At 46.4% G+C, this 13,934-nt stretch carries 9 protein-coding genes; 2 read left to right on the top strand and 7 right to left on the bottom strand.

Annotated features, from left to right (window positions below; translation table 11 throughout):
* Window positions 1-113 precede the first annotated feature (113 nt).
* From ACMA1I_RS12905 to ACMA1I_RS12890, 4 genes are all read right to left on the bottom strand, one after another.
* On the bottom strand, window positions 114-926 hold the full coding sequence (locus ACMA1I_RS12905; RefSeq protein WP_337068768.1) for a purine-nucleoside phosphorylase: 813 nt from the start codon (window positions 924-926) through the stop codon (window positions 114-116).
* 267 nt (window positions 927-1,193) lie between these two features.
* Window positions 1,194-2,957: a signal peptide peptidase SppA gene (sppA, locus tag ACMA1I_RS12900; protein WP_337068767.1), complete on the bottom strand. Its 1,764-nt coding sequence runs from the start codon at window positions 2,955-2,957 to the stop codon at window positions 1,194-1,196.
* A gap of 203 nt (window positions 2,958-3,160) precedes the next feature.
* The gene (locus ACMA1I_RS12895) at window positions 3,161-4,429 is read right to left on the bottom strand and encodes a replication-associated recombination protein A (RefSeq protein WP_337068766.1); all 1,269 of its coding nucleotides are present in this window, start codon (window positions 4,427-4,429) and stop codon (window positions 3,161-3,163) included.
* A gap of 206 nt (window positions 4,430-4,635) precedes the next feature.
* Window positions 4,636-6,768, bottom strand: a complete 2,133-nt coding sequence (locus ACMA1I_RS12890; protein ID WP_337068765.1) for an MBG domain-containing protein — start codon at window positions 6,766-6,768, stop codon at window positions 4,636-4,638.
* Between the two features lie 613 nt (window positions 6,769-7,381).
* Between ACMA1I_RS12890 and ACMA1I_RS12885 the strand changes: the two genes are divergently transcribed.
* Both ACMA1I_RS12885 and ACMA1I_RS12880 read left to right on the top strand, forming a co-directional pair.
* Window positions 7,382-8,671 (top strand): serine hydrolase domain-containing protein, encoded by a 1,290-nt coding sequence (locus ACMA1I_RS12885; RefSeq protein WP_337068764.1) that lies wholly within the window; start codon window positions 7,382-7,384, stop codon window positions 8,669-8,671.
* Window positions 8,672-8,896: 225 nt separating this feature from the next.
* Entirely contained in the window at window positions 8,897-9,814 is a 918-nt protein-coding gene (locus ACMA1I_RS12880) for a DMT family transporter (protein ID WP_337068763.1), read from the top strand.
* Between the two features lie 398 nt (window positions 9,815-10,212).
* Here ACMA1I_RS12880 and ACMA1I_RS12875 read toward each other — a convergent pair whose 3' ends face one another.
* From ACMA1I_RS12875 to ACMA1I_RS12865, 3 genes are all read right to left on the bottom strand, one after another.
* Window positions 10,213-11,193 carry a YpdA family putative bacillithiol disulfide reductase gene (locus ACMA1I_RS12875; protein ID WP_337068762.1) on the bottom strand — a complete coding sequence of 327 codons (981 nt, stop codon included), beginning with the start codon at window positions 11,191-11,193 and terminating at the stop codon, window positions 10,213-10,215.
* A complete protein-coding gene (locus ACMA1I_RS12870) occupies window positions 11,186-11,785 on the bottom strand; it encodes a GNAT family N-acetyltransferase (protein ID WP_337068760.1) in 600 nt (199 codons plus the stop codon). The genes ACMA1I_RS12875 and ACMA1I_RS12870 overlap by 8 nt, the downstream gene beginning before the upstream one ends.
* Window positions 11,786-12,270: 485 nt before the next feature.
* Window positions 12,271-13,593, bottom strand: coding sequence for a DEAD/DEAH box helicase (locus tag ACMA1I_RS12865; protein ID WP_337068759.1), 1,323 nt, complete (start codon window positions 13,591-13,593; stop codon window positions 12,271-12,273).
* Window positions 13,594-13,934 lie beyond the last annotated feature (341 nt).

Raw genomic sequence — 13,934 nt, 5'->3', positions numbered from 1 at the left:
TAAATACGGCTCCAGAGTTTATTGCTGCGCTATGAAGAGAGCGTATTTTCTCCATCAAACTTAATCCTTTGGCATAGTAGTAGGTAAAACAGGAGAGGCTAAACTCCTACTTTCTACTGCACCCGGATCAGCTCACGGATGAGCATGGTCATACGGGGTTCGGCTTTGGCGGCCGCCGCCAAAATGTCGGACAGTACTACTTTCTTCAGCTTATCGGGAGTACACATGTCGGTAATAACAGATATGGCAAATACAGGCATGTTCATGTGGCGTGCAGCAATTACTTCCGGCACCGTAGACATGCCAACCGCGTCGGCACCAATCATAGCCAGGTAACGGTATTCAGCTTTGGTTTCCAGCATAGGTCCGGGCACACTTACATACACTCCCTCCTGCAGATCAAAGTCAGCATCTTCTGCTATTACCATCGCCTGCCGAATCATACTCTCGTCATATACCTCGCTCATATCCGGGAAGCGTACTCCCAGCTCATCCAGGTTTTTACCTACCAGCGGGTTGCTTGGCTGCAGGTTAATATGGTCGGTTATCACCATCAGGTCGCTGGTGTAGAATTGTGGGTTTAACCCGCCTGCTGCATTCGAAACAAATAATTTCTGAACGCCCAGCAGTTTCATGACACGCACCGGAAACACCACCTGGTTCATAGAGTACCCTTCGTAGTAGTGGAAACGCCCCTGCATCACCACCACGTTTCGCCCGGCCAGTTTTCCAAAAATTAACCTGCCGGAGTGGCTCTCTACCGTAGAAACCGGGAAATTCGGAATATCGGCATAAGAGAGGCTGTATTCTACTTCAATTTCTTTTACCAGAGCCCCAAGGCCTGTACCCAATATGATTCCAAATTCAGGCGTAAAACCATTGATCTTTTGCTTTATAAAAGTAGCTGTTTCCTGTAGTTGCTGCATGGCGAAATTTTGAATGAGTAGATGAGTGATTAAATAACTATTCAAGAGGCCATTGATAGTACTTTGCTGAAGGTAACATGATTTAAATTATTCAAATAAAAATTGCCTTCCAGAGCGTTATATGCTATCAAATACCTATGGCACCTCGTAGTTTATGATGTCAAATTTAACATTTTCGGGCAATCATTGCCCACTCCTGCTAAATAAAAAAGCCACTCCCGAAACTGGTTCGGGAGTGGCTTTGATGTTAAGTGACGCAGTGGCAGCTTATTGTATAGAAAGCTCGTAAGGCATGCGGGCCTGAATCCCTTGCAGGTTCTCTACTCTTTTGTAAAGCTGATACATCGGGTAAAGTTCTCCTAGCTCTGCCTTTACGGCACGTTCTTTTACCTGAGAGCCCATGTCGCCCATTAAGCCTTCGAACAACGACTTGGCCCTGGGAAGTTCGCGTAGTCTGTAATCGTCTGCCACACCCGCTTTGGCGGCGGCAATTTCGATGGCTGTTTCCAAACCTCCGTGCACATCTACCAGCTTCCGCTCCTTGGCCTCAATGCCAGACCAAACCCTGCCCGATGCAAACTGCTTCAGCTGGTCTTGTGTCATGTTACGGCCCTCGGCTGCTTTACTGGTGAACACTTCGTAAATATTATTGATTTCCCGCTGTATTACTTCTTTCTCAAAATTCGTCATAGGACGGCTAACAGTGGGTACATCGGAGTATTGGCCGGTGCTTACCCTGTCGGTGGTAATGCCAAGCTTATTTTTAAAGAAGCCTTCCATGTTTGGTATAATGCCAAACACACCAATGCTGCCAGTAATGGTATTGGGGTGAGCCACAATAGTATCGCAGCCCATGGCCAGGTAATAACCACCCGAAGCTGCCACATCAGACATAGAAGCAATGACAGGCTTCACTTTTCTGGTCAATTGAATTTCGCGCCACAGAATGTCTGAGGCAAGGGCGCTTCCGCCCGGAGAGCTAATGCGCAGTACAACTGCTTTGGTACGGTCATCTAAACGCGCAGTGCGAATGGCTTCTGCAAACCGTTGGCTGCCAATGTTATCTTCCTTGCCCTCACCGTCTACAATGTCGCCTTCGGCATAAATAACGGTGATTCTGTTTTTAGACGAAGATGATTCTTCTTTTCCTTCAACATTTTTATATTTGCTCAGCTGTACCAGGTGCAGTTTTTCATCTTCTTTCAGGCCAGCCTGCTCCTTCATAAAAGAGATAGCCTCGTCGTAATAGCCAACGTCGGTAATCAGGCCCAGCCTTTTGGCATCCTGCGCATCGTGCACCAACATGTTATCCGATATGTTTTTCAGTTCCTCGTAGGTTTTGCCTCTTGCCTTGGCTATGTTCTGCAGTTGGTAATCGTTTATCGAATTAAGGAAGGAGTTCATTTGAGTACGGTTGGCCTCGCTCATTTTGTCGAGGAAGAAAGGCTCCACTGCACTTTTAAAGTCACCTACTTTGAAGATCTGTGCCTGAATATCGAGTTTCTCGAGGGTACCTTTAAAGAAAAAAACTTCGGAGCTGATGCCGTTAAATTCCAGCGTACCCAATGGGTTCAGGTAGATCTTATCGGCAACAGAAGCCAGGTAAAATGCCTTTTCGGAAGTAGCATCGCCGTAGGACACAATATATTTGCCTGACTTTTTGAATTCAATCAGCTCGTTCCGGATTTCCTCCAGCTTACCCATGCCAGCATCTACAAACCCCAGGTTCAGGAAAATACCATTTATATTTTCATCGTCTTTTGCTTTGCGGATAGCGGCTTTAATCTGGTCGAGGCCATCGCTGCTGGAGAAAGAACCAAACGAAAACCCAAGCTCCTGCAACGGGTTATTCGGGTCTCTTTCAGCAATTTGCTTATCTAGTTTTAGCTCCAGTACAGAGTTTTTGGTAATCTCAACTTCGCCTTTGGAGGCTGTGGCGGCTACAATGCCGAACATGATCAGCATTCCGACGAAAAAGAATATGAACAGGCCCAGAATAGTGGCTAGTACATATTTCAGAAAATTCAACATTTTTACGATAGGTTTTAGTAAGCGATATAATAAGCCTGGTGAGGCCTACAATACAATAAGCAAATTTACATTTAATAGTTCAACCAATGTACCTACCTTTTTGGACTATTATACCAACAAGCACATTTTATAGACGAACCAAAGGATATTGCATCTAATAAAGTTAAGGGGCAGCACCACCAGAAAATAGCACAAAAGAGATGCTAATACCTATACTTGCTTCCCCACTGCGACTTTAGTTGTTTGCGCATTTCTGTTTCGCGCGCGTTCTTACCAGGGTCGTATAAAATCCGATTTGCTACGCCATCCGGCATAAATTCCTGGGGCACAAAATTGCCTTCGTAGTCGTGGGCGTATTTGTAGTTGTTGCCATAGCCAATTTCCTGCATCAGCTTTGTGGGGGCATTCCGGATGTGCATGGGCACAGGAAGGTTTCCTGTTTGCTGCACCAGTTGCCGGGCCTGCTTTATGGCTTTATAGGAGGCATTGCTCTTAGGTGATGTAGCCAGATAAACTGTGGCCTGCGACAGAATAATTTCTGCCTCCGGGTAACCAATCATCTGCACCGCCTGAAAGCAGGAGGTCGCCATGAGCAGCGCATTCGGGTTTGCCAGCCCTATGTCTTCGGAGGAGGCGATAAGCAAGCGACGCGCGATAAATTTCGGATCTTCGCCGCCTTCTATCATGCGGGCAAGCCAATACACGGCCGCATTCGGGTCGCTACCTCTGATCGATTTAATAAAGGCCGACACCAGGTCATAATGCATTTCCCCGGATTTGTCGTACATCACGATGTTCTGCTGCGCCACTTGCTGCACCAGTTCGTTGGTTACCACCACCTGCTCCCCTTTCACACCCTCGGCTACAATCTCCAGCAGGTTCAGCAGCTTACGGGCATCCCCACCGGAAATGGTAAGCAGCGCCTCGTACTCCTGCACGGTTACATTCAGGTTGCGAAGCCACTCGTCTTCGGCCAGCGCTTTGTTTACCAGCGCTATCAGTTCGTCTTTGGTCAGGTGCTTTAAAATGTATACCTGGCAACGCGACAAAAGGGCCGAAATAACTTCAAACGATGGATTTTCGGTGGTAGCGCCTACTAGTGTCACGGTTCCTTTTTCTACGGCCCCCAGCAGCGCATCTTGCTGCGATTTGTTAAAACGGTGAATCTCATCTATAAAAAGTACCGTGCCATGCCTTTTACGGGCCTGCTCTATCACCTCCCGAATATCTTTTACGCCAGAGTTTATGGCACTTAAGGCCACAAAAGGCAATTTCATCTGGTTAGCTATAATATTGGCCAGTGTTGTTTTTCCGACACCCGGAGGTCCCCAGAGAATCATAGATGGAATAACGCCTCCTTCGATGTAACGCCTGAGAATGCCGTTTGGCCCTACCAGGTGCTGCTGCCCTGCATACTGATCGAGAGAGTGTGGGCGCATGCGCTCGGCCAGTGGTATGTTAGGTTGAATCATCTGCAAAAAATTAGCCCCTAAGTTAATCAAAATGGAGCGGACTCCCTTTCAGGATCGCATGGAATTGCAACGCCTACAAAAACACAGGGACTTGCCAGGCTACTTTGCCCTAGGCATAATGTAGGCTTAAACCCCTCTGGAAGGCTATTTTCATTAGAATAATTTAAACCGTCAGAAGGCTTTTCAAGGTGATCTGTGCTGCCACTTTACTCCTTAACCAATTTTAGCACCTGCCTTACATTTTTGTTTCCTGTTATTTGCACCACATACTGGCCGGGCTGTAGTTGCTGGCTAAAAGGTAGCAACAATTCACCTGCTGCGTTTACCTGTAGCCGCGCCTGCCATACCATACGGCCGCTTATGTCGTGCACCTGTACCTGCACTGGCTGCCCCTCTGCAAGGCCGCTGACAAAGACCTGGCCATTAGAAGTTGGATTGGGGTACAGTTTTACTTCAGGCTTTGAACTGATGTTGCCAGCCACAGAGGTAGGTTCCATTATTTTGAGTGTGCCGGTAGCCTCGCCACTGTAATTCGGATCTTCTATTACAGCTACCACCGCATATTCTCCTACAGCTACCGGAGCTGCCGCTGCACCATTATAAGTAACAGCCACAGGCAAGCCTGCCGGTGTGGTAGCATAGGTTACAGCTATCGGCTTCCCGTTAAAGGGCTGCTCCAGCTCTGTTAATGCAATGGTGGCAGTTGCCTTTGTTACAGTGAGCACCCCTGGCACAAAAGTAAATGTATAATTTGCGTCTTCTCCTCCTGCTACGGTGATAGGGTAAGTTCCCACTGCACTGTTTACAGTAGCAGTAGTAGCAGCCTGGGGCAGTTTGGCAAGATCTGACGCCTTGTCGTTGTTCACAAAGCCGGTGTAGGTAAGCGTAAACACAGGATTAACTTCTTTATAAACCCGTTGCTGATCTTCAGCCTTCACCTGCAATTCTTTTTTAGAAACGGAGAACGATTGCTCTACCGCCTGGGCTGCATTGTGGTTGGCATCTCCTGCCTTTGTGGCTCTAATTTTTATTGTACCGGCACCCGTTATGGTTAGGGTACTGCCTGCTACTGTAGCCGGACCGGATACTACACTATACCGAACAGGCTCATCGCCTCCGGTACTGGCACTTTCTAACTGAAAGGATTCATCGCCGTATTGCTTGCTCTCTATTGCCGGAAATGTTATTTGCTGCCCTGCCTTGCGCACCACCAACGACCCGCTTGCCTGTCCGGTATAGTTCTGGTCTGTAATGGTGGCTACAATAGCATATGTACCTGCATTAACCGGGGCAGTCGTGTTTCCGCCGTACGTGATGGAGTTGCTAAGCCCTGCCGGTGCGGTGGTAACCGTAACTGCGCGGGGCAGGCCTGTATAAGTTTGGGAGAGGCTGCCAAGTGTAACAGTGGCAGCGGCTTTCCGGATCACCAGTTCTGCCTCTTTGCTGACCGACTGATAATTCGGCTGCTCTGCCAGCGTAGCTTTAATTTTTACAGTTCCGGCCTTTTCTATGGTTACTGTTCTGTTTCCGGCACCCGATAAGCGGACTTCGCCGGTACCTCCTGCCACAATGCTGTAAGTAATGGTGCCTTCTACATTGGCTGTTGCGGCCAGGTTAAACGCGTTGTCGCCGTAGGTTTTGGTAAGGTCGTTAAAGGTCAAGACTGGTACCGCTTTCTTTACTTCGAAGCTTCGTTCCACAGCCTGTGCAGCCTCAAAATTAGTGTTACCAGCCTGAGTAGCTCTTATGGTTACTTTTCCCACTCCAGTTATAGTTACTTTTTTACCTGAAATGGTGGCTGGTCCGGATTTTACGGCGAACACCACGGGGTTACCCGACCCTCCTCCTGTTGCCGCAACATCGAAAGGGGCCACGCCAATGGTTTTATCCGGAATAGCAGGAAAAGAGATAGTTTGAGTGCCTTTTACAATGGTAACAATTATATCGCGGTAAGCCTGGCGGTATCTGAAGTCTTCGGCTATAGTCGCCCTTAATAGTACTGTACCTTGCTTTATTGTTTGCAGCATCTGGTTGTTAGTTCCCGAAAGCCTTGCTTCTCCGGTGCCACCAGGCAGCAGCGTATAGGTTATTAAGCCAGATGAATTGGAGGAAGCCGTCAGGCGGACTGGGCTGCTCTCGAATGGTTGGTCGTAATCAAAAAAATCGTGTAGTTCCGGGTATGGCTTTTTACCGTCCTGCAGATACTCAGCTGGTTGCTCCGGCAGTTTTAAACTGTGTGCCCACAAGGCTCCTGGTGAGGTAAAAATGGCAATGAGCAGCCAAAAAAATTGAATCCAACTTGTTGTAAGGTAATTAACAGAAGTAATTTTCTTTGTCATGTTGAGGTATGTCATTCCCTTTTATGGCAGGTACTAACAGCCAATGCAGGTGCTCCGATTTAATTGGCACCGCTTAAGCTTCCGCCGAAAGATAGGGCATAATTCAATTCACATACCGCTATGTGCTAAAAAGGTTGCAGCCAATGGCTACTTATATTAAAAAATGTGGATATTTATATACAGTATCCATGTTAAGCATGTCAAAACAAATCAGAAGATCAATTTTAGATGGACTCAATTTGAGTGATGAGATAAAAAATGGGCAACCACGCTGTGTAAGTAATAGAATGTAAAATGTAGGCCGCTTTTTATGAGCCTTCTTATTTGATCCAGGATCACTCACCTAATCAACATTGCTATAAATTAACCTTTTAATAGTTTAGCCAACAAGCTCTTTAACGCTTGGTGACCAAATTATTCTAATGAAAAAGGACTTCCGGAGGTATAAGCGAAACTTATGGTCCTAGGCTTACAATACATTAAAAGAGGTGCAGCAGGCTATAACAGCGCTACCTTAAATTAACAAAAGTGTTACACTACATTTACCTGCCTGATTAGAAACTATCCGCTGTATTCTTCTTAAATTATCAGCAAATAAATTAACCGACTCTTTATGCTGCAAAAAAACTTACTCACGCTTCTGCTTTGCTTAAGCCTTTCGCTTACGTTTGCCCAAAAATCTTCCACGCCAGTTTTAAAAGAAGGAAAAGCCGAAAAAGCCGGCATGAGCACTGAACGGCTTCAGCGCCTGGACCGGGTGCTGCAGGAGTATGTAGACAAAGGCTACCTGCCAGGAGCAGTAACCATGATTGTGCGCAATGGTACCATTGTACATTACAAAAGCACTGGCTTCAGCGATGTAGAACAAGCCACTGCCTTGCGCCGCGATGATATATTTAGGATCGCTTCTCAAACAAAGGCCATTACCAGTGTGGGTGTGATGCTCCTATTTGAGGAAGGCCGCCTGCTGCTCGACGATCCTATTTCGAAGTACATTCCTGCTTTTAAAAATCCGCAGGTGCTCGACCAGTTCAACCCTGAAGATACTACCTTTACCACCGTGCCGGCAAAGCAGGAAATCACTATCCGGCAGTTGCTGACACATACCTCCGGCATCAGCTACGCCGGCATAGGCATGAAAAACGCGGTGGCCATTTATGCCAAACACCAGGTACCAAGTGGCATTGGCACTCCACAGGGCAAACTTTCGGAAGCCATGCAGGCGCTGGGAAAACTGCCACTGGTGCACCAGCCAGGAGAGCGTTTTACCTATGGCCTTAATACCGATGTGCTGGGCTACCTGATTGAGGTGGTGTCGGGGCAACCGCTCGATCAGTTTTTCAGGACCCGCATTTTTGAACCGCTTGGCATGAACGATACTTATTTCTACCTGCCTTCCGACAAGCAAAACAGGCTGGTCAGGCTCTACAACGAAAATCAGGACAGGAAGCTACAGGTAACACAAACCCGCAACGGACTTACACCTGACTTCCCGAAAGAGAATGGCACGTACTTTTCTGGTGGTGCCGGTTTATCCTCTACCGTATATGACTATGCTATTTTTCTGCAGATGCTGCTCAACGGTGGGGAGTATAATGGCAAGCGCTTGTTAAGTCCTACCACCGTACACCTCATAACAACCAACCAGATCGGTGAATTGAACCAGGGCATTAGTAAGTTTGGCCTGGGCTTTTCGGTGGCTACCGATAAAACGGCAGCCCGCTTGCCTGTTTCGGAAGGAACCTATGAGTGGGGCGGAATTTTTGGCACCACTTATTGGGTAGATCCCAAAGAAGGCATTGTAGCGCTCATTTACACTCAAAAATACCCCAACAGCTACAACGACCTGAGCGACAAATTTAAGGTGATGGTGTACCAGGCGATCACAAAATCAAATAAGTAAGCGATATGATACAGCAGAACTGCCACTGGTGAAGAAACTACTCTGCGCCAGCAGCGGAACAAAAGCTGCTAACGAAGGCAAGCGGATGCCAGATAGTGGCATCCGCTTATTTTTTGCATCAACCAATTTTCACGACATAGTTTCTTGCTCCTATATAGGCCAATATAGCTAACCACTGCAGGAGCTAAAGATAAAACAGTTGCTAAAATCCTATACCTTTGCAGCATGAATAAGCAAGTGCAAGTGCATGCTGCGCTATTTCTGGTTGCGCTGATCTACGGCAGCAACTACAGCATTGCCAAAGAAGTGATGCCAGACTATGTGGGGCCTTTTGGTTTGATTATTATCAGGGTAGTTTCGGCGGCTATCTTTTTTGGCTTGCTCTCAAGGCTTGTTGTGAAGGAGCGCATTATCGGCTGGGCCGACAACATGCGGTCTATCGCCTGCGGCGTTACTGGTATAGCCATTAATCAGCTTTGCTTTTTTGGCGGCCTTAACCTGACAGCTCCTATTAATGCAGCCTTGTTGATGGTAATAAGCCCGGTTACAGTGCTGATTTTTTCGGCTTTGCTCCTAAAAGAGCGTGTCGGCTCCCGAAAGATAAGTGGCATTGTACTGGCTTGCCTGGGTGCGCTCCTACTTATCAGCAGTTCGCATAGCGCCGGAGTAACAGGCAATTGGCTCGGCGATGTGCTCATAATCCTGAATGCCACCAGCTTTGGAATGTACCTGGTGCTTGTAAAACCACTGATGGCCAAGTACAATGCGATTACAGTAGTGAGCCGCATCTTTTTGGTAGGCGCTTTTATTGTGGTGCCCTTTGGCTTTAACCAGGCACTCAGCCCCGATTACAGCAGTTTCCCGGCTTCTATATGGGCTGCTATTCTTTTCATGATAATCGGTGTGACCATCGTTACTTACCTGCTCAATACCTGGGCATTGAAATACGCCAATCCTTCCCTGGTAGGCATTTATATCTACCTGCAGCCCGTGCTGGCTATACTTATCGCAGTTTGGTTTGGAAAAGATGTGTTCACCATACCGAAAGCACTTTATGCGCTCATGATTTTTGGAGGAGTTTACTTAGTAAGCCGAAACAAACAGCTTACGAATAAGACAACCGAGGAAGCACCTGCCGCTTGAGTTTACGGGTAGAACAGGCAATACATACCGCCTTCTTTTGCCAGGGATGCGGGCCCGATTAATTACAAAGCCATTGGCCTGCCTGAAAACGTATTCGCGGTTCCCACAATAAGCCAGCCCCTGTACTTGATATTAAGTAATTGCCTCCGGAAGGCCATTTTCATTAGCAGAATTTAAGCTTGTACTGTAAAATGGAAAATACCGCTACCGCGAGTTCTCAACTCATGACAGAGATTTATCTTCAAAACATAAATACAAGCAAATAAGAGGTAGGCCAGCTTTTTGCCCGTAGAAGCTGCTTTAGATTGATACACCTTATTTAACACAAAAAATAGCTTTCAGATTGCCCTGTAGGTTTTCTGAAAGCTATTTTTGTAAAAGCAAATTTTAATATACCCCTAAGCGCCTGCAAGCCCTTTGGCAGCAATATAATCTACGATTCGAGTAGCATGCTCGCGTGAATTTTCGATAAACCACACATGTGTATCCATACCGCCACAGATAACGCCTGCTAAAAACACATTCTTCAGGTTGGTTTCCATGGTCTCGCGGTTGTAGAGCGGGTAGCGTTTGTAATCGTTGGTAAGCTGCACCCCAATTTTCTCCAGAAACGAGAAATCCGGCTGGTAGCCAGTCATGGCCATCACAAAATCGTTTTCGATGGTAATTACCCCATCCAGCGTTTCGATGTCTACCTCCTTCTCTCGAATGTCAGTGATGCTGGCCTGAAAGTAAGCCTTTATGGAGCCTTCTTCAATACGATTTTCTAAATCTGGCTTGGTCCAGTACTTTATACGACCCAAAGTAGGCTCGCGTACCACCATGGTTACATCTGCTCCTTTACGCCAGGTTTCCAGGGCCACATCGGCCGAGGAGTTGTTGGCTCCTACCACCAGCACCTTTTGCTTGTAATAGTAATGCGGGTCGAAGTAATAGTGTTTTACTTTCGGAAGGTCCTCCCCTGGCACATGCAGCAGGTTAGGAATGCCGTAAAACCCGATGGCAATAATGATATTTGTGGTGGTGTAGGTTCCTTTGGAGGTATGCACCTCGTATAAACCACTTTCCTGCGTAAGCACACCGGTTACTTCCTCAAAAAGGTTAATCTGGAGCTGCTCCACCTCGGCAACCCGACGATAATACTCCAGGGCTTCCGACCTGCTAGGTTTGGCATGCACCGAGGTAAATGGAATGCCTCCTATCTCCAGGCGATCGGCCGTAGAGAAAAAGGTCATGTTGAGAGGGTAGTTAAATATTGAATTTACTAAACAACCCTTATCTATGATAAGATAATTAAGCCCCTTCCGTTTGGCTTCTATACCTGCAGCCAATCCGATTGGACCTGCCCCGATGATGACTATATCCAGTGTATTATGCAAAGCTTATTTCTTCCTGATATGCTGACGCAGTAACTAAATCTTTTTGAGTTCGCGCACCACCTGCCACTGCGAGTTCCTGTTTCATGACGTACATGCCACGGAACTCTTCTTTCATTGTTGGCGCATCCAGCACAAAGGTAGCACATTTCCTGAAACCAGATCGCTCATAAAAGTGAATTACCTCTGCTGCGCTGTCCATTGCTTTCAGCCAGACCACCCGCTTACCCAGGTTCTGGGCATAATCGAGAGTAAACCTAACCGCTTCAGCGCCTATTCCGGAACCTGAAACCGCTTTGATAATATAAATACGCTCCAGCTCCAGGCACTCCTCCTTCTCGTAACCCTTCAGCTCCTTGCTGAGATTCAGCTTGAGGAAGCCTACCAGATTACCCTGAAAATACAGCATAAAAAAAGCAGCATTGGCATCTGTCCACTCCCGCAGAATAGTGTTATAACTGAATTGTTGTTTTACGTATTGAACCCCGCCATCGTGCCACAATTGGGTGTAGTGCTCAGTGTATGAGGCAATGGCAATATTGATCAGGTCCGGAATATCGCCTTTAGAGCAAGGTGAAATGATAATATCGTTCATAAAAAATTTAATAAAGTGCAGCGCTGGCAGCATAAAATAGTGTCAGGCTGCACTGAAACAGTAATATTAAAAAAACAGGTCACAAACTTAGTACAACTCTCTCATACTTACTACTGTACCTACAAATATTTAGTAAAAATAATTAAGAACTGTTATTTTGCAAGCATTAAAAATGCCCCAAATTTTGAATTTAAAGCTTTTCAGATGCTTTTTTTATTAGTTTCATATTTTAACAATCAACTGTATAAGCACTCCAAATCTGGGTAAAAAATGAATCTTATTAAACAATTACAATAAGTCAAAAATTCAATATTTTCACCAACCTAGCGTACTGTAATAAATTGCGCTTATATATACAGGACCTACTAACGGCTGAAACCGTTGCATGCGTGTAAAAATTACCTGAGCTGAAAAAAGACTTAAAAGCAAAAACTCCTACCGGTACTAAACCGGCAGGAGTTCATACTCTTTAAAAAAGCTGTTGCTTATCGTGGTGATCTTGGCTTGTTATCCCAGCGTCTATTGCCACCACCCTGGTTGCCAGCTGGTCGGGCTGTGCCTGTAGCAGCACTTGCGCCTTCTCTCCTACCACCACCACTATTTCTGCGGCCGCCGCCGCTTCCGCGGCTCTTCTGTTGCTTTACAGTACTAGCCGCTTCAGCAAAATCTTTGGCAGTCATAGGGTAAGGATGGTTGTCGATAACAGGAACAGCCTTTGAAATAAGCTTCTGGATACTTACCAGGTAAGATGTTTCTTCGGCATCGCAAAACGAAAGTGCTGTACCGCTGGCACCGGCACGTCCTGTACGCCCAATGCGGTGCACATACGTTTCGGGCTCGTTTGGCAACTCATAATTAATTACGTGCGACAAGTCGTCTACATCAATGCCACGGGCTGCTATATCTGTAGCTACCAATACACGGGTTTCGCTGCTCTTAAAATTATTTAAGGCACGCACCCGTGCATTCTGTGATTTATTGCCGTGAATGGCCTCTGCCTGTATACCAGCCTTGCTCATGTCTTTGGCAACGCGGTCTGCGCCATGCTTGGTGCGGGTAAATACCAGCGCCCGGTCTATTTCACCATCTTTAAGCAAATGGATCAACAGGTTTTTCTTGTCTCCTTTTTTAACATAGTACACCGATTGCTTAATGGTGTTAGCAGTAGATGAAACTGGGGTAACCTCTACTTTGGCTGGATTTACCAGAATCGTATCAGCCAGTTTCATGATTTCGGGAGCCATAGTGGCCGAGAAAAACAGCGATTGCTTTTTCTCTGGCAGTACCTTCAGCACTTTCTTCACGTCGTTTACAAAGCCCATGTCGAGCATGCGGTCGGCTTCGTCGAGCACGAAGAGCTGAATATGTTGCAGGTGCACGTACTTCTGCGCCATCAGGTCAAGCAAGCGACCAGGTGTAGCCACCAAAATATCGATGCCTGCTTTCAAAGCTGTAGTTTGCGGGTGCTGCGAAACACCTCCAAAAATAACCGTGTGCTTCAGGCCCGTATGCTTTCCGTAAGCGGTTAAGCTATCGCCAATCTGAATGGCCAGTTCGCGGGTTGGAGTCAGTATAAGCGATTTAATTTTTCTGGGGCCATTTTGCTGTGACTGGCTGTGAAGTAACTGCAAAATAGGAATAGAGAAGGCAGCTGTTTTTCCGGTACCTGTCTGGGCGCAACCCAGAATATCTCTTTGCTCCAGTATATAAGGAATGGCCTGAGCCTGAATAGGAGTCGGATTGGTATAACCTTCCGTTTTTAGAGCTTTAAGAATAGGCTCTATTAAATTTAAATTCTCAAATGTCATGTAATGATTTTTGTTGATGCATACTAATCCTGCTTAGTTTTTTTGAGGATTAGCTAAAGTGAAAGATGTGAACATGCTTGTCAGTCTTACCTGTTTTTGGCGTTGACAAGAAGTATACCGTCACTTATACTTTTATCAACCTTTAAACCAGTGCTAAAGTGCTGGTTTATGACTTAAGAGCGTTTGACTGGCCGGAAATCTGGGTTTTAATTCCAACCCGGACCAGTTCTGATAATGTTGCAACAAAGGTAGAGCTAAGAACATTCAATTCCTAGCAAAACAATTGTAGGCAGTGCTGGAGGCATTGGCCACAAGAATAGTTAAAAGAAACAGAATAAGTT

Origin of the sequence: Pontibacter sp. 13R65 (assembly GCF_047525655.1) — a bacterium.
Taxonomy (GTDB): domain Bacteria; phylum Bacteroidota; class Bacteroidia; order Cytophagales; family Hymenobacteraceae; genus Pontibacter.
This window is presented reverse-complemented; position numbering and strand designations above follow the sequence as displayed.

Excerpts from the sequence above, each read along its gene's own strand:
- ACMA1I_RS12905 (WP_337068768.1), bottom strand. The coding sequence starts at position 926 with ATGCAGCAACTACAGGAAACAGCTACTTTTATAAAGCAAAAGATCAAT.
- sppA (WP_337068767.1), bottom strand. The coding sequence starts at position 2,957 with ATGTTGAATTTTCTGAAATATGTACTAGCCACTATTCTGGGCCTGTTC.
- ACMA1I_RS12865 (WP_337068759.1), bottom strand. The coding sequence starts at position 13,593 with ATGACATTTGAGAATTTAAATTTAATAGAGCCTATTCTTAAAGCTCTA.
- ACMA1I_RS12870 (WP_337068760.1), bottom strand. The coding sequence starts at position 11,785 with ATGAACGATATTATCATTTCACCTTGCTCTAAAGGCGATATTCCGGAC.
- ACMA1I_RS12880 (WP_337068763.1), top strand. The coding sequence starts at position 8,897 with ATGAATAAGCAAGTGCAAGTGCATGCTGCGCTATTTCTGGTTGCGCTG.
- ACMA1I_RS12895 (WP_337068766.1), bottom strand. The coding sequence starts at position 4,429 with ATGATTCAACCTAACATACCACTGGCCGAGCGCATGCGCCCACACTCT.
- ACMA1I_RS12890 (WP_337068765.1), bottom strand. The coding sequence starts at position 6,768 with ATGACAAAGAAAATTACTTCTGTTAATTACCTTACAACAAGTTGGATT.
- ACMA1I_RS12885 (WP_337068764.1), top strand. The coding sequence starts at position 7,382 with ATGCTGCAAAAAAACTTACTCACGCTTCTGCTTTGCTTAAGCCTTTCG.